22 protein-coding genes are annotated in these 21,073 nt (G+C 51.1%); all 22 read right to left on the reverse strand.

What is annotated here, in order from left to right:
• Positions 1-15: 15 nt before the first annotated feature.
• Entirely contained in the window at positions 16-729 is a 714-nt protein-coding gene (locus Q0Z71_RS11380) for an acylneuraminate cytidylyltransferase family protein (RefSeq protein WP_298022564.1), read from the reverse strand.
• Positions 729-1,565, reverse strand: a complete 837-nt coding sequence (locus Q0Z71_RS11385) for a 6-hydroxymethylpterin diphosphokinase MptE-like protein (RefSeq protein ID WP_298022566.1) — start codon at positions 1,563-1,565, stop codon at positions 729-731. Before Q0Z71_RS11385 ends, Q0Z71_RS11380 begins: the two co-directional genes overlap by 1 nt.
• 52 nt (positions 1,566-1,617) lie before the next feature.
• Positions 1,618-2,034, reverse strand: a complete 417-nt coding sequence (locus tag Q0Z71_RS11390; protein ID WP_298022568.1) for a hypothetical protein — start codon at positions 2,032-2,034, stop codon at positions 1,618-1,620.
• Between the two features lie 2 nt (positions 2,035-2,036).
• Positions 2,037-2,621 carry an SIS domain-containing protein gene (locus Q0Z71_RS11395; RefSeq protein ID WP_298022570.1) on the reverse strand — a complete coding sequence of 195 codons (585 nt, stop codon included), beginning with the start codon at positions 2,619-2,621 and terminating at the stop codon, positions 2,037-2,039.
• Positions 2,605-4,131: a phosphotransferase gene (locus tag Q0Z71_RS11400; RefSeq protein WP_298022572.1), complete on the reverse strand. Its 1,527-nt coding sequence runs from the start codon at positions 4,129-4,131 to the stop codon at positions 2,605-2,607. Before Q0Z71_RS11400 ends, Q0Z71_RS11395 begins: the two co-directional genes overlap by 17 nt.
• A complete protein-coding gene (locus tag Q0Z71_RS11405) occupies positions 4,128-5,081 on the reverse strand; it encodes a hypothetical protein (protein WP_298022574.1) in 954 nt (317 codons plus the stop codon). The genes Q0Z71_RS11400 and Q0Z71_RS11405 overlap by 4 nt, the downstream gene beginning before the upstream one ends.
• 57 nt (positions 5,082-5,138) lie before the next feature.
• A complete protein-coding gene (locus Q0Z71_RS11410) occupies positions 5,139-6,149 on the reverse strand; it encodes a glycosyltransferase family 8 protein (RefSeq protein WP_298022576.1) in 1,011 nt (336 codons plus the stop codon).
• Positions 6,150-6,176: 27 nt separating this feature from the next.
• Positions 6,177-7,973, reverse strand: a complete 1,797-nt coding sequence (locus Q0Z71_RS11415) for a 2-phospho-L-lactate transferase CofD family protein (RefSeq protein ID WP_298022579.1) — start codon at positions 7,971-7,973, stop codon at positions 6,177-6,179.
• Complete coding sequence (locus Q0Z71_RS11420; protein ID WP_298022581.1) at positions 7,951-8,742, reverse strand: NTP transferase domain-containing protein; 792 nt, start codon at positions 8,740-8,742, stop codon at positions 7,951-7,953. Before Q0Z71_RS11420 ends, Q0Z71_RS11415 begins: the two co-directional genes overlap by 23 nt.
• A gap of 608 nt (positions 8,743-9,350) precedes the next feature.
• Positions 9,351-9,926, reverse strand: coding sequence for an SIS domain-containing protein (locus tag Q0Z71_RS11425; protein WP_298022583.1), 576 nt, complete (start codon positions 9,924-9,926; stop codon positions 9,351-9,353).
• Between the two features lie 4 nt (positions 9,927-9,930).
• Entirely contained in the window at positions 9,931-10,896 is a 966-nt protein-coding gene (gene galE, locus Q0Z71_RS11430) for a UDP-glucose 4-epimerase GalE (protein WP_363316711.1), read from the reverse strand.
• 9 nt (positions 10,897-10,905) lie between these two features.
• Positions 10,906-11,019 (reverse strand): HAD hydrolase-like protein, encoded by a 114-nt coding sequence (locus Q0Z71_RS11435; protein WP_298022587.1) that lies wholly within the window; start codon positions 11,017-11,019, stop codon positions 10,906-10,908.
• Entirely contained in the window at positions 11,016-11,558 is a 543-nt protein-coding gene (locus tag Q0Z71_RS11440; RefSeq protein ID WP_298022589.1) for a nucleotidyltransferase family protein, read from the reverse strand. Before Q0Z71_RS11440 ends, Q0Z71_RS11435 begins: the two co-directional genes overlap by 4 nt.
• The gene (locus tag Q0Z71_RS11445) at positions 11,555-12,304 is read right to left on the reverse strand and encodes a sugar transferase (RefSeq protein WP_298022591.1); all 750 of its coding nucleotides are present in this window, start codon (positions 12,302-12,304) and stop codon (positions 11,555-11,557) included. The genes Q0Z71_RS11440 and Q0Z71_RS11445 overlap by 4 nt, the downstream gene beginning before the upstream one ends.
• A gap of 23 nt (positions 12,305-12,327) precedes the next feature.
• Positions 12,328-15,306, reverse strand: coding sequence for a Helicase associated domain protein (locus tag Q0Z71_RS11450; RefSeq protein ID WP_298022594.1), 2,979 nt, complete (start codon positions 15,304-15,306; stop codon positions 12,328-12,330).
• Positions 15,307-15,358: 52 nt separating this feature from the next.
• Positions 15,359-16,078 (reverse strand): CpsD/CapB family tyrosine-protein kinase, encoded by a 720-nt coding sequence (locus tag Q0Z71_RS11455; protein WP_298022597.1) that lies wholly within the window; start codon positions 16,076-16,078, stop codon positions 15,359-15,361.
• Positions 16,079-16,093: 15 nt separating this feature from the next.
• Positions 16,094-16,810: a CpsB/CapC family capsule biosynthesis tyrosine phosphatase gene (locus Q0Z71_RS11460; RefSeq protein ID WP_298022600.1), complete on the reverse strand. Its 717-nt coding sequence runs from the start codon at positions 16,808-16,810 to the stop codon at positions 16,094-16,096.
• A gap of 86 nt (positions 16,811-16,896) precedes the next feature.
• A complete protein-coding gene (locus tag Q0Z71_RS11465; RefSeq protein ID WP_298022603.1) occupies positions 16,897-17,484 on the reverse strand; it encodes a hypothetical protein in 588 nt (195 codons plus the stop codon).
• 61 nt (positions 17,485-17,545) lie between these two features.
• Positions 17,546-18,514 (reverse strand): LCP family protein, encoded by a 969-nt coding sequence (locus Q0Z71_RS11470; protein WP_298022605.1) that lies wholly within the window; start codon positions 18,512-18,514, stop codon positions 17,546-17,548.
• A complete protein-coding gene (locus Q0Z71_RS11475; protein WP_298022609.1) occupies positions 18,511-19,317 on the reverse strand; it encodes a class B sortase in 807 nt (268 codons plus the stop codon). The genes Q0Z71_RS11470 and Q0Z71_RS11475 overlap by 4 nt, the downstream gene beginning before the upstream one ends.
• Complete coding sequence (locus tag Q0Z71_RS11480; protein WP_298022612.1) at positions 19,314-20,102, reverse strand: YveK family protein; 789 nt, start codon at positions 20,100-20,102, stop codon at positions 19,314-19,316. The genes Q0Z71_RS11475 and Q0Z71_RS11480 overlap by 4 nt, the downstream gene beginning before the upstream one ends.
• Before the next feature lie 39 nt (positions 20,103-20,141).
• Positions 20,142-20,501, reverse strand: coding sequence for a hypothetical protein (locus tag Q0Z71_RS11485; protein ID WP_298022614.1), 360 nt, complete (start codon positions 20,499-20,501; stop codon positions 20,142-20,144).
• Positions 20,502-21,073: the final 572 nt, after the last annotated feature.

Raw genomic sequence — 21,073 nt, forward strand, 5'->3', positions numbered from 1 at the left:
CCTCGGTTTCCCTTGTTATTTGTATATCTCCAGATACTTTGGGACACCTATTTCCCGTCGAACTCTCGCAATTAATGACGCCTCAGCAATGTTCCAATCCTCTTCCGTATCCAAATCAGCGGACTCATCTTTGGGTATCTCAAACCGGCCAAGTTTACCGCCAAACACTGGGCAGAGTCCACTTTCCTGTAGCCTAATGAATGACTCCCGTTTCCATGCCGTCAAAGCCCAAACAACATATTCAATGGGTTCAAGCATTTGGGATGGTATTTTGTCTTCTCCAGTAAAGTTGACCCTATTTCCCTTGAAAAAGGCCTCAGCTTTTACCGAGAGCACAGACATCACGGTATCATAATCATTCTCGCATATAAATTGCAGGAAACGATTAACAGTCTTCTCACTGAGGGCTGGAGAGGTGGGATTTATCATCACGACATAATCGCATTCATGTTTTTTCAAAAATTCATACGTAAAATCTCGGTTAGTTGCACTGTCCGTGGACAACTCTGCCGGTCTCTTATGAAAGTTCGCCCCCATTTTCTCACAGGCGCGCCCCAGCTCGTCGCTCTCTGTGTTTACCCACACACTGTCAAACCTCTTATTGCCCAGGGCCAGATCAATTGGATACTGAATAAGGGGTTTGTCCAACATATATCGGATATTCTTTTTAGGAATTCGTTTTGATCCGAGTCTGGCTGGGATCATCGCTACAAATTTATAGTTATTCATTAGGTTTTCTCCTCGGTGTATGGATTCATTAATTCATCAAAATCCACCCGCTCAAATACCTCCAGCTTTCCGCCCCTGGTAGCATTAAATATTTTTATGTTGTGAGCGTCACTGTACTCTCTGGCGATGATGTAGGCATACTGCGCGGTATTAACAGCGGCAGGGTAAGAATTATCATATCTCTTGTTATCAAAATAGTCCTGTACTGCTGTATCAACGTTAACCTTTCCAGAAATATCTACAGTTCTTGAATAATTGTGATCCACGCCTATCAGATAAATCTCTTTAAAGCCCATATAGATTGCAAGCTGAATAGCTACAAACGTCACGGTTTGACCGTCACAGTAATGATTTGAGACATCCTCGCTGATATATATAGATGTTTTATTATATCGATCAAAGTCAACATCCAGTTGAAGACAATTACCATCATAAATTCTCGAAAGAACATTCGTCGGGGCCTGTATAGTGCAAAACCTGCTTGATAAAAACATATGCCCCAAACTATAATTGGCAAGTTCATTCTGATGTTCCTTCAATATTCTATCGTCGGTCGAAACATAGTAGGAAGGTCTCCAGTCCGTCTTGTCAAAAATGTTGAATATCCTATTGGATGCAAAGGTGTATTCTCCCTTGAGCTTGTCTAAGTCTTCCGCCCGCAGGCTGGGGCCGTTGCCGATAATAAAGCACCGCTTGCCCTCGTGGATTCCCTTCAGGGTTTGCAGATAGAAATGATCGGGAGAGAGGAGATACTTCTCGTGATCTCTTTTCCGCCTCCAGTCAACAATGGGCTTCGCAAGCACCCGAACCGCTTTCGTTTTTTTAAATGAATTCATAACGTTTTCCTCCCCGTGAAGGTTTCGATCTGCACACCGGCCATTTTGGTTTTCAGATTACGTCCTGTCTTGATCGCGCCTGATCCTCATCTTCTATGATCTGAAGCTTAAGGCCGCTGTCCCGCTCCTTTTCTACCGCAACAGCCATTCGTAGACCGGACGGTTTATCGTCATTAATTAGGATCCTCTCCCCATATGGCGCATTATAAATGATCGCATCATATCGGACTCCGTTTTCTCGCAAAAAGAATTCTGTTTCTGCACGCACATCCTCTGTACGGGAAGTCAATAGAATCACCATATCCTGCGGTTTAATTCGATCTAAAAACTCTTTCGCGCCATCTACGAAGCTGTCATGGCCATTCAACTTGTATCCATTATGCTTGACGAGCGTCCCGTCTAAATCCAATATCCATGTATGTCCCAGCGGCGACAGCGGAAGCTCAATTGGTTCATTTCCAAGACGCATTTTTATTTCCCCCGAAGCTTCTCTCCGATAGCGCCGCCGGGGTGGTTTTGTTTGAACTGCTCCAGCGTCACACCCATGCGCTCCGCCAGATTCAGAGCCAATCCCTGTAACACAATAAGATTTACCGTAGTCGAATTATTCGGCACGATGTTCCAAGCATCCCCCTCGTGGTTCAGCTCCAATATGAGGCACTTGGGAATCTCGCGGGTCAGGGTACTATCCCGATTGAAAGAGAGCAGCCACAAATCGACGCCGCGCTTTTTAAGAAGCTGCGTCAAATAGACAGATTCCACGGTCTCTCCGCTCTTTGTCAGAATGATGACCATATCTCCCGACTTTACCATACCCAAATCCCCGTGGACGGCGGTGTTGGTGTTCATAAAACACGCCTCAAGCCCCAAGGAGTTCATTGTTCCCACAAACTTGTCGCAGACCGGCACGTTCTTCCCAAGGCCGCTTACCACCACCTTGTGACCGCTCCTCAGCGTCTCCTCGCACTCGCCAAGGAGCCTGTCGAACACCGCCACGTCCATGGACTCCACCGACCTTCGTATGGTGTCGGTCACATTTTTAAAGTACCTCTTCATTGAAAGCCTCCTCCAGGTAGTAAAGTCCGTTATAAAACGCACCACAGACGGAGTCGTAGTCCTCCCAAGTGTAGGTGGTCAGCGACAGCCATATTATGGCGTGGAGCAAATGGATCTGTGCTGGTGATACCTCATCCGCAAGCAGGCGGAAAAATTCCGACTCCATCTCCTCCCAACCGTTGGAGGCGATATCCAATGTAACCTCCGTTTCTCCAATATCGAGGCGGAAGCGCTTGCGGTTGAATTGGTCATAGTTGCCCACCACAGAGTAATATAGCTTGGCCCAGTCGTAGGCCGGGTCGCCATAGAGTTCCGTAGTCCCGAAGTAACCTCTGGGGTCTATCAACACCGGCGAGCAGTCATCCCTCAACATCATGTTGGAAAAAGTACAATCTCCGTGAATGAGCTTGAAGCGGTCAGGGAAATACGTACCTATCCGCCGCTCCAGCTCCTTCCGACAGAAAAACACGTTTCGGCAGCGCCGCCCGTTGACTGTGACATACTCATCTTTGGCAAACGGGACAAGCTCCCGGACCTTCTCTAATCTCTTGAAGGTCTTGCCGATATATGCCTCATTGTAGCTTTCCCGGTCAGACGGGACGCTCTCAAGTCCCTGTACGGACTTGAGGCACCCGACAATCTGGCCCAGAAGCTCCTTTTTCCTCTCAGCGGATAGATTCTCATACTCATATATGGCCTTTCCGTTGATAAACTCCATTTTCAGCGGCTCGTAGGATGCGATCTCCGGGATATTCGTAAAGTGCTGATCGTGCACCTTCCTATACCACGATGCCTCGCGTGCGGCCAATGCCTCGCCCTGGGTGTCAATAGGCTCCTTCACGAAATAACCGTCCTCTATGTAGGTCCTGTTAAATGGCCGGCAACGGGCGGACTCAATTTTTTTAAATTCCGACAGGAGGCCGTATTCCTTTACCCGATAGAGCGGAAGGCTCTGAAAGGGAAGCCCGGTTTCCGCCAACCAGCGCACAAGCTCTCCGTCCTCAGGGACATTCTCTAAAGCAGACTTTTCGTGGAATACAAACAGTCCCGCCACACCGAAGGAATCAGACCGCTCCTCAGTAAAGACGCCGTCCTCATATTTCCACCGGCAGGGAAAATCCTTTGCTATGCCTATGTAGTCCCCCGGCTCCTTCGGTAATGTAAAACTCTCCGGCAGGATGAGGTCCGACCATATGAGCATAAATGGTTCGTTATCTGGAAGCTTTTGTACCGCTTGGCTCAGTCCGGCACATGTACCGGCATGGCCGGTAGCACGTACCAATCGGTACTCCACGGGCGCAAAAGCGGCCAGGTATCGCGCCAAAACCTCGTATTTGTAATCGCCTATTATAATATATTTGCTGCGCGGGTATTTCCGAAAGAGATGAAAAAGCATCGGAAGGTTGTCGACCGGCACCAGCGCTTTCGGCTTATTGGCTGTAAGATGCCCAAGGCGCGTTCCCTTCCCACCGGCCTGAACAATAATGTATGTATTATCCTGCGTTCTCATTGCCGTTCCTCGCTCATTCTCCACTCTTGGCAAGCAGAGCAAATCTTATCCGTCAGCTCTTTTTCATTGTCTTTTGTCCAGACAAGCTCAAGAAGCCGTTCATCTTTGCCGGGTAAATGTAAAGAAAATAATTCTCTAAATTTATATGAAGGATCATAAATTCCAATCACATTGCAATCCGACATACGTATAAAATCAAAGAAACCGCTACGCATTCCAATCACATAACCACACCATTGCGCCAAGTACCAGGCTTCTGCCAATGATGTAACCATTCCCATGGTTCCGGATACTGCTGTCTGTTTTTCAGATCCTAATATGGTTACAACGGAAAACCCATTTGCTTTTAGAGCTTTGGCAAGCATGACAAAAAAAACAGCGTCTATTTCTTTGACTGACTGTCCGCCGGTATACGGGTTTAATAAAACTGTGTTCCTGTGAGCAAGGTCATACTTCTCTATCAAACCAAAGATATCCGTCTGCGGGACGTGCGGTCCTTTTCTTCTTTCTGTACTCGGCAGATCAAGGAACTTTTTTACAACATCATCCACAGGGGCGGACGGATAGCGCGCTAAACCTTCCATCGGAATATCATAGACAATATGCTCAATTCTTTTAAGTTTACGGTGAATTGTCCTGCCAATCGGTATGCCGCTAAAATGAATGATACCAAGATACAGCGGATTCTTTAATACCAGGAGTGAATCCCAGTAAGGATAAAATTGCGCAACCTCTTTCCTGTTTGGCGGAGCGACCAGCGTAATGTGATGGATATTATGCTGTTTCTTGTATTCTTCTAAATATCCAAGAACAATACAATAATCGCCCAAGCCGATATGCGGAATAAAATATATGGTTCTGCGGTCTCTCAGGAGCAACCATATCGTTAAAGGAAGGCCAAATAAAAGAGTATAAATCACTTTTTTGGCAAATAACATTAAGTTATTCATTTTGTATCTCCCATCTTTTGCTCTCTTGGAGGCAACATATCTGGTCATATTCCTTTTTCACATATGTTTATACAAAGAGGAAAAATAGGTGAGAAACGACCTGTAAAGCCCCATCGACACGGCGATCACGCGCTTGAACCCCTTGGCGTACAGCCCGCCCAAAAGGCGGCTCATAAAGCCCCGTTTATCCGGCCACAGCTCCATATCCGCCAGTGCGGTCTGCGCCTTTACGTCCAAATAGTATTGCGTATAGGGGTGCGTGCAGTTTTCAATCCACGGTCTCGGCTGCATGAGTTTGGTTTTTACAAAATGGACAACGACCGGATTTTGTCTCGCGTCCTCGAATTCCTCTTTTGTGTAATAGGTGGTGGGCTTTCTGAATCGAAACATATTTTCATAATCAAAGAGGAAAACCATGGTGTAGGCGTTAAACCGCAACGGCATGATCTTGATTTTTCCCTCTGCCGCCACATTCATCTCGTCCTGCACTTCAAAGAAGAGCTTTGACTTGCCGCTTTGGATGATCTCGGCGATTTTCTTGGAGTACTTTTCCTCCCGCATTTTTTTCAGATTGAACAAAAGGATCCCGCAATTCACATACGGGGAGCTGTTTTTTAAGCCCAATCCTTTGTGTATATTTTTGTTTTGCATATCGTCCGCGGCGGCAAAATAATAGTCTGTTATGTCCATGCCGTACAGTTCTGTCAAATCCCCCACCACGATGGAGTCGCCCTCTAACAGCAGGACCTTGTCCACAGTTTCGGGAAGAATATCCTGAAAGAAGCAATAGCTGTATACCACATGGTCTGCACGCATGATTCCTTCTATCTGCGAGAAGGTTTCCGGCATCGGGATAAAGTCAATCTGTCTATGGTATTCCTCAATCAACGCTCTCAATAAATCCTTGTTTTCATCCGAGACCCCATGTTCTATGTAATAGATATGAATCTCATCCACAGTGGTATTGTTCATTAACAGTGTCTTTATGGATATCAATGCTGGCTTACTGTATAAATCACTTGTTGCGTATACTATGTTCATTTCAGCACTCTCCATAGCTATTTTCATACCGATATCTACTCTTCACTCTTGCCGTCAAGTTTCCCGCTTCCATTTTGCCCATGTCTTGAGAAAAAGATTTGTTTCAAACACATCCTCCACTGCAAGCGTCCGTACACCACAGCCAAGGATGCAGACTTCATGTCCTTTGGTCAATTCATTCCCAATATATAGGATACTGTCCGGTTCCCAGCCTTCCAAGGATATGACAAACTTTAGAGACGCCGCTTTGTCAAGACCTCTATTCATGATGTCGATAGATGTGCGCCCGGCAAGGTTTGCTTTGTAGTCATCGCCGTATTTTTTCAGGATACGATGTATCTTCGACAGTTTTTCCTCTCTGTCCGTCAGAGGTTTGACGGTAATCACTGAACCTTCCCGGTTTATCACTTTCCCCGCAAAATCAGCGTCCTTTTCAATTTCCGCCACCATGTCGCAGGGCAGGGCGAACGCATCGTTGAGGGTGTGCATATCGCCTTCGTCCTCGTTCAGCGTGAAGAAGGTGTTTCCGTAGTCGCAATAGATCTTCCCGCCGTCATGATGGGTAAAGTACTCTTTGGTCACGACGTACACATGATCATAGCTATTTCCCGAAAAAACGGTGCCGCGAAACAGGGCGAGGTTTTCGCTTCCTACCACTTTTGTATGGGAATCTCCATATTCATCCCATAGCGTTCCGTCTAGGTCGGATATCAAGCGGGAGATGTGACCGCTGATTTGAAAATAGTTCCGCATAATGGCAGAAACAATAGCCTCAGGGATATGCTCCCGGCTTTGTGGCATACTCAACTTCTCGTGAATTTGTCTGTATTTTACATCAACATGCCGCATTGATTCGGCTGCATTGTCGTTCAAAAGAATCGTTACATCGTCCAGATCTAGATATTTACTGATAATCTCAAGCACCTCATTCGCACTCAGCCCAGTCATGTCATAATCTTCCACATTGTTCATGACCAGATATTTTTTCGCTTTAGCATCCCGTATGAGGTCCCGAAAACCTTTATGCATATAAGTGGGAATCAGGGAGGACCACTGCGTCCCACTGCTAAAAATAATCAGGTCAGCGTCACAGATCAACCTGCTTACCTTGTCGATATTCCTTTCATCCACCGTGGGTACAAACTCGTTCCCAAAGCAGTTTTCCAAAACCACACGGCGGATACGATCTTTTGGATTCTTCCATGTGACAATATCACCTTCGTCACCGATTCGTTTCCCGCTTTCAGTTTCTGCTTTCAAATAGAGATTAATGTCCGAAATCAAATGCACACGGTTTTCAATCCGCAAGATTTCTGACATCTTTTTTCCAGCTTCGGAGAGCGAATACCCGTTTTGTGCCGCACACGCCGCATAAAAGATATTAGACAGCGAGAAATCGTGGAAATCTACATTCTGGACAGCTTCGCGGTATTTTTCGTTTTCTGGGTCTTGAAAAAAAAATTTCAGTAGAGAAAGAAAGTATGTTTTGCTACTCTCATATAGAAAATCAGAACCCTCCAGTAATGTGCGCGCTTTTCTATAATAATCGGCATAGTTTTGCGCATCAAATCGCAGCTTGAAGAGATCCAATAACTTTGCTTCGTAAGAGCTTTTATTCTGTATTTCTTCTTGATATGTAAGCTCATACTGCGTCAGTTGGTTCTTTCTTAGGTCGCTAGGTCCGAGAATTTTCCCTGCAAATACTTTTCGACAAGCCCCTGTGGATTTTCCGTTATCATAGGCGTTGATCACCACGTCCATACGGTAGTTATCGTATCCGTACAGCGCAGCAAATCCCTTCTGGATGGCAATGCTGCCTGTTCCTCCGCTAAAAAGCACAATCTTTATCACATTTTACCTCCGAGTTTTGTTTCTTTCGCGCTTTGATTCGCAGGCGAATTTCTTCCGCTTCTTCCATCGTATTGAAAGACAGCACACTACCAGGTGGTATCATTTTGCATTCTGCAGGAGGGAATTTTCCACATTCATATAGCCATTCAAAAAAATACAGAAGTTTCATTTCTGGTGATCTTTCGCAATAATCGTCCCCAATTCCTAATTCCCGTTTGTATTCTTCCAAGTACCGCACAGAAAGATCGACCGTAAGGATAAACAAAGACTGGTCGTGTACGCCGAAAGCGACCCTGTTTTCTCGATTTGCAAAGTATGCTTTTTTAATATGTACTCCGTCCAGTTTGAACCACGCATAGGGATTGCTGTCTTGTGAACAGAGGACTACTGCAGGAACCAATTCCGGAAAGTTTTCCATGCAGGAGGCCGCTTCTAAGAACGGCGAGCTATCAGTAAAATAGGCATCGCCCCAACAAACCGCAACCTTCGTCACATCTTTTTCTTTCATGCGAAGGAACTTTAAGCATTTTAAAACGGAGTGGGCATCGCCATTTCCCGTGACAATGGGGAACATCCTGCATCCCGTAATCGCATCTTTGTAAGCAGCATACGTTTCCTCATTCACCGCAATGTATATCTCATCGAACATCGGCTTCGCTAGATGAACGGTGTTTTCAACAACTAGCTTGTCCCCTATAGGGACAAATGCCTTGGGATAACCGCCGAACCTAGTGGATTTTCCACTAGCGACGATTAATAAGCAATTCATATGTCTATATCCTTTCTCACGGAGAATTCTACATAACCTTCCACCGGCATTAAATAGGGCTAAATGACTCGCACTTCTGGGGATCCCGAAAAACGATTAGTCCAGCAAGATTAAAATCACAATCTAGCCTCCAGTCACAATCATGCGAAAAGAAGATGTAGCATTCGCTCCGTATTTGCAGCAAGGAAACCTCTTGCAATTAAAGTCAGGGGTATCGTGTCCAACCAGAGCAATAGCCTGCAACATTCCTGCGGCAAAGGGGCGACCTATCCTGAGGTCAAACCGCGTCAACAGATTAGCGTTATGGGGAAGTCTAACTTGCGCAACTCGAATATTTTCATGGCGTTTCGGGCTGCTGGATGCTGGATGTTGTCAAGACAAGAGACCAGTTCTGGTTTATATATAGGAGAGTTCGGTGGAATACTCAGAGAACCTGCGCAGATGGCGTACCGTGACATAGCAGTACTTGTCGATACTCGCGGAAAGTACCGCTCCGCCGTGTTCTTAGAAAAAGCTCTCCATGTCCGTTCCGCCGCCGAAGAAGGACATGCAGATGGGGGTCTTGCTGGGGGTCTTGTTGGGGGTCTTGTTAACGATCATGCGGCCTCTCACCCAATACTCTTTGTCTTGCTCAACACGCGCATTATCACATGGTCAAAAATCATATGCACATCCTCTGAAATCTGCATATCATTAATGGCCACATGCATCGAATAGTCCGCCAGTTCCTTCACCTCACCTCCGGAGTAACCGGTGATACCCACCACAGACGCTCCCTGCGCCTTGGCATACCGTATGGCCCGCAGCACATTCTCCGAATTTCCGCTACTAGAGATAGCAATCACCAAATCTCTCGGTTTCAACTGTCCCTGCAATTGGTATACAAATATGTCCTCATAGCAAAAACTGTTGGCTATTGCCATCATAATCGGCGTGTTGTCACTCAAACATTCTACATGGAACCTTGGTCCACCCAACGCCTCGCTGGTACCCTTGGCCAGATCGCACACCATATGGCTGGCCGTAGCCGCGCTGCCGCCGTTGCCCATGGTATAAATCGTGCCGCCGCGATTTCTCGTATCCAGGATCGCGTTGACCGCCCGATTCAGTTCCTCATAATCCAAGGCTCGCAGAACCTGTATCTCTTTTTCGATACACGCCTGTATATTCTCCCGAAGGTTCACTATATCAATATCTCCTGTTATTTTCCCAGTTCCAGGCGTCCGCCAGGATCTCCTCAATGCCGCTGTGCTCCGGCCTCCAGCCCAAAAGCCTTCGCGCTTTTTCATTGGAGGCCACCAGAGAGGCGGGGTCGCCGGCGCGCCGGCCGGCCAACTGATAGGGAACCGATCTGCCGGCCACCTTCTCCAGGGCCTTCATCATCTCCAGCACTGTAAACCCTGTATTGCTGCCCAGGTTGAAACTGTCCGAACAGTTATGCTCCATTATGTACTTCAAGCCCAGATAATGGGCCTCTGCCAGATCCAGCACATGGATAAAATCCCGGATGCAGCTCCCGTCTCTGGTGTCGTAATCCGTCCCGAACACACTGAACGGTTTGCCGCTGATGGCTGCCTTTACCATTACTGGGATCAGGTGTGTCTCCGGGTTATGGGCCTCGCCGATGCTGCCGTCCTTGGAATCCCCGGCGGCACAAAAATAGCGAAATGCGCAGTAGCGCAGGCCATAGGCCCGCTCATAGTCTGCCAGCAGTTTCTCCCCGATCAGCTTTGTCGTCCCATAGGGATTGATGGGCTGCTGGGGGTGTCTTTCGTCCATCGGGATATACTGCGGTTCTCCAAAGGTGGACGCAGAGGAGGAAAACACAAAGTATTTCACGCTGTGCGCCACACAGCAGTCCAGCAGGGTCTGCATATTGGTCACATTGTTATGGTAGTAGCGGGCGGGGCGAATCACAGAGTCGGGCACCGACGCAAACGCCGCAAAATGTAAGACTGCGTCAAATCGTTCCTCCTCCATCAGCTTGTCCACCAGGACTTTATCGCCAAAATCGCCTTGGACAAAACGGCCGCAGACGACTGCCTCAGCGTGGCCGTCGCTCAAATTGTCAATGACAACGGTATCAATCCCTTTGTCTCTGAGCAGCTTGTTGGTGTGGCTGCCGATATATCCGGCACCGCCGGTGATAAGCACTTTCAACGCTCATTCCTCGCTCTCAATTATCGTCTGGACAGCCCGACGAAGATCGTTTGTGAGGATGGTCCGCACTCCGTATATCCGACCCGCCTCTACGTCTGTATCGTTGTCCCCAATCATCCAGGAGCCTGGTTTATCAATCTCAAAATCCCTCTCGGCCTGCAGGTCAGCCCGATGTCCGGCTTTCGGCAATGGTACTCCCCTTCGCCGTCCAGCTCAGCGATTCCGCATTGCCTAGGAACGTCGGCGTGAAACAGCGCCATTGTCAGAACATCTCTGCGCTCCTCATGAAACCGCTGAAAAGCAGTCAAATTGTCATCTGTCAGGTTATCCGCATAGCAGATAAGGAAGTCCTTCTCGTCCCTCACAAACGCTCGGTTTGCCCGGATAGTCCCGCCGCTGCCCAGCAATTCCGGCTCATAGGTCTCATGGGCTGTAAGACCAGTCCCCTTGGCATTGTATATCCGTATCAGTTCCCGCACCGACTCGGGCAAATAGTGGGTGTTGACCAGCACATCTGTGACACCGTGCTTTCGAAGCAGAGCAAACCACCAGCCCAGAAGCGGCTGGCCGTGGATAGGAACCATACATTTTGGAATGGCATCTGTGATTGGCTTCAGCCGCGTTCCATATCCGGCCGCCAACAGAAACGCTTTCATCGCGCACCCGCTTTCGATAGAACAGCTCCGACTGTCTTGAAAAAGATTTTGATATCGAACCCAAGCGAACGGTTCTGTATGTAATACAGTTCCATCCTTTGACGTTTACCGTCCTCATAGACCGCGTTGTTTCGCGCATATGCCTGCCAATAACCCGTCAGCCCGGGCTTCACAGAGAGAAGCAACTTTTGCTGCTCAGGTGTATAGTTTTTCTTGAGCTCATCTTCCATGATGGGCCGAGGTCCCACAAACGACATATTACCTTTCAGCAGGATATTGTACGGTATCTGCATAATCTCATCCAAGCTGGTCTGGCGGAGTCTTGCACCAAAACATCTGTTGCCATCCCCAGGCTTTTTCCAACCAATCAGCCGTGGGTCATCGTGGATTTTATACTCGCGTCTGTATTCCACCAACTGCTCCGGTGTAAGCATTTCCTCCAGCCTGTCTGCGCCCCTGCACATCGTTCGAAGTTTCATGACCCGGATGGGCTTATGCCCCTTGCCAATACGGGTATGTACATAAAACGGATTCCCTGGGTCTTTACACACAATCAAGACGGCAATCACTGCAATGGGAATTAAGAGCACAATACTCCCCAACAGAGCGAGGACAATATCTGCGCAACGTTTGAATAATTCGTAAATTGTTTTCCTTTTGACCTCAAACGGCTGCCAAACGTCTTTTTCAGATGCCTGTGTTGTTTCCAGCGGCAACTCGGCCAACTGCGATACTGGTTCGTTCATCGTTACTTTCCACGTCCCTTTTGTTATCCAATCTGCACTATTCTCTCGCTCTGATGCAGTAATTTAGTTGTTGGTATATCCCAAATCATGCCGACCTGCTCCAATCTTGCAATCTGATCCCCGTTTGCGCCGGAGCTCTTCAGCTTAGAATGGTCTCTCCTCTGGCGCTTCACCCATCGTCCAAGCCACAGTCCGTTCTCCGTCCGATAGGTGACTGGTACATCGAGGCTGCCGTGCGACAGATAATACCGCCGCGCCTCGGCGTAGTAGTTTTCCCAGTCGCGCTCTGAGGGGAACAACCAGTCGATTCCGATTTTCTCTAACTTGTGAATACACTCTGCTGCCAAAATACCTTTTCTACAATTGTTTCGCTGCGTCCGAACCCACTCACCAAGATCAGTTCCGCTTTCCGTTTTGTACCTCGCTGGCACATCAAGATTCCCGTATTGACGGAAGAAGCTCATCGCTTCTTTGTATACGTCCTTCCATTGCTGCTCGTAAATGTCCCATACCATGCCGATTTGCTCAAGCCGAGCAGCTTGTTCAGTGGTGATACTGTGATATTTTTTTTGGTGGTTATGATTTGCCCGTTGGTTGGCGACCCAATGACCAAGCCGGTAGCCGTCCGAGCAAACATACGCTGTAGGGAGCAATAGATTTCCGTGTTCCCGGTAGTACATCTCCGCATGATCAAACCCGATTTCCCACGAGTCGGGTAACTCCCAAACCATGCCCACCGCGTCTAGCTTTTCGATTTGCCGCTCCGTGAGTTTTCCATTCCGTTTCGCGGCGCGCTGCACGATAATCCAGCTGCCAATCTTTCTTCCGTCCGACAACACAAGTTCCTTCGGAATATTGATATCTCCGTGTCCGTCGAAGTAGGCCTTGACCGCTGCATACCGCTTGTCCCATGTGACCTCGTTTGGGTTTCTCCACTCGATCCCGATGGATTCAAGCCGCTTGATCTGAGTCTCCGTCAACGGCTGTTTGGGCCGGTTACCGCGGTAGGACTGCTTTTGCTCATTGACCCACTTGCCAAGGCCGATGCCATCCACCGAGTAGTTTCCGGGCACATTCAGATCTCCGTGTTCCCGGTAATACGCCTCAGCGAGAGCAAAGCGCAGCTCCCATGGGTCCTCCTTTTGCCAGACCATACCGATGCTCTCAAGCCTCTGTGCCCGTTTTGGCTTGATCTTCCCGGCCCGGTAGGCGTCCCGCTGGTTGCGCAACCATGATCCGAGCCCGAACCCAGAAGGAGTCACATAAGCGAACGGTGTAACAAGATCCCCGTGGACCTCATAATACCTTTTGGCCTCGGCAAATCCTTGCTCCCATGCACGACTGAATCTTTTTTCCCACACCATGCCAAGTTCATCAAGCTTCGCCGCCTGTTCTTCCGTTATGCGCAATGCCCCGGAAGCCCTGGCCGCGCGTAGACTATCGAGCCACACGCCAAGCCGTGTTCCGTCCTTAGCCACATAATTGGAGGGGACGTTCAAATCTCCATGCTCATAGTGATATTGCGTGGCTGCGGCGTAATATCGTTTCCATGAGCGTTCCGAAGCAGAGTCCCACAGCATCCCAATGGCGTTGAGCTTATCGATGCGGTCCCTGCTGAGTGCTCCGGGCAGCACGCCGCGATAGATGCCCCTCTGCGTGAAGATCCAATGACCCAGCGAATAGCCTTCCGGCGTTTTGTAGGTATTGGGGATATCCAGACTGCCATAGGTATCCGCATACTTTTTCGCCTGCTCGTACATGATGTCCCATGAGGCGGTAAGGGTATCATTCAGCCGCTCGAACAGCTCCCGGCAATCCCGCAGCTCATCGATCACTTTGAATCTCTCGTTGACGATCTGATCCCCGTCGCCAAAGTAACGGAAATACGCTACCGAAACGCGCATCTCTCCCTCCAGGGAGTCGATGCTGTAGAGGTTCTCAATGTTCATCACGATGTCGAAGATCACCGGCTCCTTTGCCTTGCTCGCCGACAGCGCCCGCCCTATCTGCTGTTTATAGATGATGGGAGAAACCGTCGGTCGCAGCAAGACCACACCGCTCACATCTTCAACATGGATGCCCTCGTTGAGCGCGTCGATGCAGTAGAGCAGCCGTAGATGGCTGTCGTCTCTGTCTGCTTTGAAATCCACGAAGGATTGGCTCGCTCCGGGGTCCTCCGAATAGACTGAGTAGACGTGTGGGGCGGGGTCTACCTTATGAAACCACTCGCCCGTCTTCTCCATCATTTCGTCCATATGCTCCTTATTGGCGCAAAAGACGATATATTTCCCCGTCCGGTCGGTCATATGCCGGTCAAAGATGACATCAAGTCCGTCCGCCTTGTCCAGCGCCCGGCGCAGAGCATCCAGGTACCGCTCCGCCGCATCCCGGACAGCTTTGTTTTTTGCCCTGCGGACACGGTTTTGGTATCTCTCCAGATCCTTCTGAAACGCGAAAACAGATAGGACGTACTTCGGGGGACTCAAAACGCCCCGGACAATGGCCTCGCCAAGCGTCATTTCGGAGGCGATATTCCCGTCAAAGAGTTCGTCCGCCATGTCCCGCTGGCTGTCCAGGTATCGTATTGCTGTTGCGGAAAGCCCAAGCATGGGAACGTGGGGATACTGCTTCAGCAGGTTTTCCACCCCGATTTGCCAGCGATCCGCTCCGGCGCGGTGAAATTCATCACAGATAACGACATCCGGGTCCATTTCCGCTATCTCGGCCTCGTTTGCGTTCATGAGCTTGGCATATGTGATGAAATTGACGTTGCGAGGCGCGTCTCCGCCGGCTGCCTTGAGGTTTTCCAGTTGGGTCTTGAAAATGTATTCGGAAGGCGACAGCCAGAGGATACGCTTATCAGGATTATCCTCACACAGCTTGAATGCAATAAAGGATTTCCCCGTCCCCGTGGGGTGGACGACTGCGGCCTTGCCAGTCCTCCGCAGCATATCCACCGCTGCCTCATACGCGATGCGGTTGTGCTCAAACAGCTCGATCACAGTCTGTCACCCCCCGCCGAGCATTTCACGTTACGTCCCTGCGTTCCGAGGCTCAATAATATCCGCCGTACTTTTCGCCGTAGTACTTGCCGTAATACTTCCCGTAGTACTTCCCGCTCTTCCGACGGTCTACCTTGTTCAGCACGACGCCTAAAACCGGGCACTTTGTGTTCTCCATTTTCCGCACCACGTCCTGCGCCGCACGGTAACTCACCTCTCCGGCAGAGATCAGAATAATCGCTCCATCGCAGTACTGCGCAATCACCGCGGCGTCCACCACCATGCCCAGCGGGGGGCAGTCAATGATGATATAGTCATACTGCTGCCGCATGGTATCCAGCATCTGCTTCATCAGTTCGCTGCCCAACAGCTCAGACGGGTTGGGAGGCGTCACCACGGTAAAGATCACATCCAGCCCGTCCAGCGTCGTCTGGCTCACCGCCTGCTCCGCCGTGCACTGGCCGGACAGATAATGAGACAAGTCGTAGTTTAGCTTTCCCTTCTTGACTTTCTTCCGAAAGACAGATCGACGCAGATCCGCATCAATCAGCAGCACCCGCTTCTGCTGTTCCGCAATGGACCGGCACAGGTTCAGCACCGTCGTGCTTTTGCCCTCGCTGGCAACTGCGCTGGTGACGCAGATCACCTTTTTTTCTACGCCGCAAAACTGCAGATTCGTCCGCAGCACCTTCAGTTCCTCATTGATCTCGTACGGCAGTTCCGGCATCTTCAGCGTGATGCACTCCGCCAGATTCACTTCTACCTGTTCCAAATGTCTCTCCCCCGTCTACAGCGATAATATCTTCAATGGGTTATCCCACAGCACCTTTTGGGCGCAGGCCTGTCCCATTTTCGTTTCGATTCTGTGTGCGCACTCCCCCAGTACAGGGGGGCGGTATTGCGGGTCGTGGGCGTCCGAGGCGACCACATCCACCAACCCCAGTTTCATCAGCTTCCAGCAAAACAGCTTCTGCCGAATCCCTTCATGTCCCAGCAGGCTGCTGGCGTTGATCTGTATCTTGGCACCCGCGTCAATCAGCCTCTTCACCTGATCTGCGTTGGCGCCGATGGCCGGATACCGTTCTACGTGGGCCGCCAGCGGCTGATAGCCGGCCTGCTTCGCCCGTTTGATATATTCGCAAATGGCATCCGCATCACAGCGGCCGGAAAACTCCATCAGCAGGGCGTCTCCGCCGCCCAGTGTCAGGAGGCTGCCGGCCTCCAGTCTTTCAAGAAACTCCTCATTGCAGTAATACTCCCGGCCCAGAAACAGCCGGATTGGCAGTTGACGCCGCCGAACGAATTCCTCCGCCTGCCCAAACCGGCGGCGGACATCCTCATCACTGGACGTGAACATCCCCGTCCTGAGATGGGGCGTAAAGCAGATCACTTCTACGTGCTGCTCCGCCTGGGATGTGAGCATCTTCTCCATCTCAGCCGCATGCTCCGCCCCATCGTCCACATACGGGAGAATATGACAGTGGATATCCGCAATTGATCGCATGCCGTCCTCCCCCCTCATTTTCCCTCCGTCAAAGGGGCCTTGCTTCCAAAGAAGCCAGACCCCTTTGACTTTGGGGTCTCTTTCCGTCAGGCGGATCTCTTCTTGCTCGTCACAAGAGCGACTGCACCTGCAGCTACGAACACGGCAATCCCCGCATAGAGCATGGTCATGTCCACACCGGTCTGAGGTGCGATGTGCTTGTCGCTGCCGGCACCGGTGCCAGGAGTGGTCGTCGCGGCGGCCTGCAGCACCACCGCCACGGGGGACAGGCTTGTGAAGGTGGCATCAATGGTACCACCCTTGCCGCTGGCCACGACCTCCCAGGCGCTGCCGTCGAAGTGCAGCACATAGACATCGTCGCTAGCCTTTGCACCCTTCACCTCAAAGGTGATGGTCACGGGCAGGTCCCTGGCGGGAACGGACAGATCCATGGAGTACACCACGGACAGATCCTCCGCCTTAGTCCCGGCGGGAGCCACGTCCTTCAGCACCTCCACAGCCTGCGTGGCAGTGGGGGTCACAGTGGGAGCAGACTCCCGAACGGTCACAGCCCTGCCGTTCGCCCCCACGGCCTTACCCACGCCCACCACGGCGCTGGGAGAGAGGGCAAATGCGGTGCAGGTCAGGCTCAGCGCCAGACCCAAAACGACAGCAATCTTCATCAGCTTTCTCATTTCGATCTCCTCCTTTCTTCCATATTTATCCAACGGCGCTTACGCGCCGGTGAATACCTCGTCATTCCGCGGGCTCATAGAATAATTCCACGATCTGCGCCTTCAGCGCCTCCTCGTCCACGTAATACTCGTCGTGGAGTTTGCCGGCCCTGTTAGTCCCGGGGACCTTTTCCGTCTCATCCAGCATCTGATAGTCCGCCAGCATCTTGATTGTCTCGGCGTCCACATCGCTCTCGATGTATTCCTCCGCCGTCTCCAGCATCCAGTCCAGCCGCTCCTCCAGATTCCCCTGCTCTCTCATCTGCCGGAACAGGGTGTGGACGAACCAGCTCTGCCGCTCCAGGCGATCCTCCGCGCTGCCCGAGACGTTTACATCCCGGTACCGCACGAACCGCTCCGCCGCCGCGCCGTCCAGCGTCACGGCGGTCCCGGCTGTATAGCCCGCATCGATGTCCGTATAGTCCTTGGGCAGGGTGACGGTGATTCCTCCCATCCCGTCCACGATGACCGCAATGCCCTCCATGGTCATGGACAGGCAGCCGTCAATCCGGGTGTTGTACAACAGTTCGGACACCGTGCGCTTCATCAGGAAATTCCCCCGGGCGGGACTGTCTCCGAACGCGTACTGCATGTTGAGCTGCATGACGCCCGAGTAGGCCGGGTCCCCGTTGCCCTTGTATACATCCACCTCCGTCATGGTGTTCCGGGAGATGGTCAGGGCCTGGGTGGTTTTGGCCGTCTTGTCCAGAATGAACAACACCACGGCATCCGCCCGTCCCTGGTTCCCCACCTGGATGCCCTCGGCCTCCACGGTCTGGGTGTCGTCTATCCCCAAGAACAGGACCGTTTTCAGGTCGGTGCGCCGGCGGTATGTTGTGCCATCCAGGACCACGGTGCCGCTCCACTCCAAATCCTCCGATTCCGCGGCGGGCGGTTCCGGCAGAACCGGGTCCTCATCCGGCGCTTTACAGCCGGTGAGAGAGAACACAAAGAGCAAAAGCAAAAGAAACAGGCTGATCTTTTTTCTCATTCCTGCGCACCCTCTCCCGCAGGGAGCAGATCCTCCAGGACAGCCACCACTAGGTACCTGTTGGTAGTCCGGTTGGCCGAAACACCCGTGCAGGTACTCAAGGTGATGATATGGCTGTCCGGAGTCACCTCCACGTCATCCAAAAAATAGCTGTTCATGTCCCGTACCCCGGCCAGCGCATCCAAATACTCCTGCCGGCTGGCCTCGGTATCACACGGATAGTAATAGGGGATATACTCATTGCCGAACAGTTCGGCGGCGAAGATCTTATAGTGATACTCCGCATCCGGCGTATAGATCACAATGGCACGGTTCTCCTCCAGAACGGAATAATCCCGATACTTCACCAGATTGCTGAACATCAATCCGCCCTTGGCGTGGTGGCCATATATGACGGTATTGAAATCCGAGAAGTCCTTGCTGTTGACAGAGGGCTCCGTGTAAATTGAGCCCGGCAGCCCCCTGTTTCCCTCAATGGTGTAGTGCAGATAGTACTCATCATCGGTAGGGTGCTGGACAATGGGGTAGGAGATATCCATACCGGGTATCTCAATCCAGGCGTAAATATCCTCGTTGATATCCCATAGCTGCGCAAAGTCGATGGGCGACACATACGGCTGCGGGGCCGGCTCCGCAGGAATGTCTTCCAAACCTGACGGCTGCTCAGAGGCGGTCGCCTGTTCCTGCAGTTCTCCGTAGATCCGGGCGTTGTGTACCGCGCTGCCGATCTGCACCGCCACAAAGGCTCCCGCAAGCACCATTACCGCGACGGCGCACCAAAACACGATCCTCCGCCTGCTCATTTAGAGACTCTCCTCCCAGTGGCACCGCCGCTGTTAGCCTTTCCGGGCTTCCGCTTGGGAGGCAGCTGGAGCGCCTCGTCCTCCTCAAAATGCTCCAGAGGGATCGCGGCCAGCGTGTTCAGGCCCAGATACTTCGCAACATCCTCCTCGTCCTTGATGGTGTCATCCAAGAAGTGGCGCAGCAGGAGTGCGGCGGCAGCCGCGGCGAAACAGAGCAGCCCACCCACCGCAAAGTTGATCAGCAAATTGGGGCTGGCGGGTTCCTCCGGCATCACGGCCCGCTCTACCGTGGAGGGCAGGTCCGTACTCATAACCTCCGCGATTTGGACTTTCAGCTGGTCCGCAATGGCGTTGCTGATCTGCGCAGCCAAAAACGCATCCGGATAGGTGACCGTGATCTGCAGCATATGGGAGTTGGCGGGGTTCTCCACGTCTACGCACTCCACAAAGCTCTCATAGTCCTCAAATTCGCCGCGGACATCATACTCCTCCCTGATTGGCTCCAGGACCTCCCGGGTAGTGGCAATGATCTGGAAATCCGCCGCCATCTGGCTGCCAATCTGCAGATCCGCCAGGGAGGTGATGCTGGTGGTCTTTGAGAGGATGTATATAATCGACGTGGCCTCATACTGAGGCGTGATAAAGAACACCGTGATCAGCCCTGCGGCCACCGCGCCGGCCAATAAGGCCACAATCAGGACCCACACATTGCGCCACAGCACATAGAATACTTCCAACAGGTCGATTTCCTGTTCCTCTATCTGCTGCATCTCCTGCTTTTCCATTCGTTTCTCCCCTTGTGTTTGTATTGATAGATCATGTTTTCATACATTCCGGCGCGTATTTCGGCCGTGCGGACTGCATCCCCGCCGGGTGCGGGCGCTGTCCGCAGTCAGCAAAGGCAACTCTCGAATGTACAGGCCCGTGGGGCCGATTTCATCTGAATCCGGCTCCAGGCGTATTCGGGGGGCCTCCCGGCCTACAGCCATCTGCTCGGCGCCCAGCATCTGCTCATATGTCTGTCCCGCCAATATCCGAAAGCGGCTGAGGATACTGTCCTGCGCAGGCTGCTGCATTTTCCACTGCGCCTCGGGATCGGATTCCACGCTGTCCACGCGGGCTTCCTGCGTGAGGAAACTGATCTCGTGCTGTATCATCGGCCGGCCCCATTGTCCTTCCGCCACCGCTGTCTCTCCCTTTTCTCAAAACACACCGCAAACAAGCGCAGAGCCTTTTTATTCTTTATGTAGAATCCCAGGCGTCCAATTTGCTATGGCGATCTTTTGCTGACAACGTTTTTCATGGGGGGTACCCCCCATGAAGGGGCGGCCGTGCCGCCCCTTACTCTTTTGGGGACGGTCCGGGCTTTTCTTCATTTCAGGGCTCTGCATGAAACATATTTTGTGAGTATTCTGGCTGCAGGGTAACAAAATCAAGGCCAACTTTGTGAACCTTTCCATAAATAATTCGCAGAGTTGGCCACTCAACGAGTACCTGCACCATTCCATAGACGGTTTTATTATACTGTATCATGCCCCTGTTTTCAACAGTTTTTTACTGGAGTTTCGCTGAAAAAAACCTGGTACTGCGATATCTAGATCATATTTACTCCAAATTTCTCTGCATCTCCGGAGTTTATCGCAGTCAAATACGCCGTCACCGGCCGCTATAATTGAATCTATGCAACATGTATTGGAGGAATTTAGTGTGAAAGACTATCAGATTTTAGCACTACCTGAAAAGGGCACAACAAACT

The sequence above is a fragment of the uncultured Dysosmobacter sp. genome, from assembly GCF_947631635.1.
In the GTDB taxonomy this organism is placed as follows: Bacteria; Bacillota; Clostridia; order Oscillospirales; family Oscillospiraceae; genus Oscillibacter.

Coding starts and splice junctions, on each gene's coding strand:
- Q0Z71_RS11480 (WP_298022612.1), bottom strand. CDS start 20,102: ATGGAAAAGCAGGAGATGCAGCAGATAGAGGAACAGGAAATCGACCTG.
- Q0Z71_RS11420 (WP_298022581.1), bottom strand. CDS start 8,742: ATGAATTGCTTATTAATCGTCGCTAGTGGAAAATCCACTAGGTTCGGC.
- Q0Z71_RS11410 (WP_298022576.1), bottom strand. CDS start 6,149: ATGAAAATAGCTATGGAGAGTGCTGAAATGAACATAGTATACGCAACA.
- Q0Z71_RS11400 (WP_298022572.1), bottom strand. CDS start 4,131: ATGAGAACGCAGGATAATACATACATTATTGTTCAGGCCGGTGGGAAG.
- Q0Z71_RS11460 (WP_298022600.1), bottom strand. CDS start 16,810: ATGCGATCAATTGCGGATATCCACTGTCATATTCTCCCGTATGTGGAC.
- Q0Z71_RS11435 (WP_298022587.1), bottom strand. CDS start 11,019: ATGATTGGGGACAACGATACAGACGTAGAGGCGGGTCGGATATACGGA.
- Q0Z71_RS11445 (WP_298022591.1), bottom strand. CDS start 12,304: ATGAACGAACCAGTATCGCAGTTGGCCGAGTTGCCGCTGGAAACAACA.
- Q0Z71_RS11440 (WP_298022589.1), bottom strand. CDS start 11,558: ATGAAAGCGTTTCTGTTGGCGGCCGGATATGGAACGCGGCTGAAGCCA.
- Q0Z71_RS11465 (WP_298022603.1), bottom strand. CDS start 17,484: ATGAGAAAGCTGATGAAGATTGCTGTCGTTTTGGGTCTGGCGCTGAGC.
- Q0Z71_RS11380 (WP_298022564.1), bottom strand. CDS start 729: ATGAATAACTATAAATTTGTAGCGATGATCCCAGCCAGACTCGGATCA.
- Q0Z71_RS11470 (WP_298022605.1), bottom strand. CDS start 18,514: ATGAGAAAAAAGATCAGCCTGTTTCTTTTGCTTTTGCTCTTTGTGTTC.
- Q0Z71_RS11390 (WP_298022568.1), bottom strand. CDS start 2,034: ATGCGTCTTGGAAATGAACCAATTGAGCTTCCGCTGTCGCCGCTGGGA.
- Q0Z71_RS11395 (WP_298022570.1), bottom strand. CDS start 2,621: ATGAAGAGGTACTTTAAAAATGTGACCGACACCATACGAAGGTCGGTG.
- Q0Z71_RS11405 (WP_298022574.1), bottom strand. CDS start 5,081: ATGAATAACTTAATGTTATTTGCCAAAAAAGTGATTTATACTCTTTTA.
- Q0Z71_RS11475 (WP_298022609.1), bottom strand. CDS start 19,317: ATGAGCAGGCGGAGGATCGTGTTTTGGTGCGCCGTCGCGGTAATGGTG.
- Q0Z71_RS11385 (WP_298022566.1), bottom strand. CDS start 1,565: ATGAATTCATTTAAAAAAACGAAAGCGGTTCGGGTGCTTGCGAAGCCC.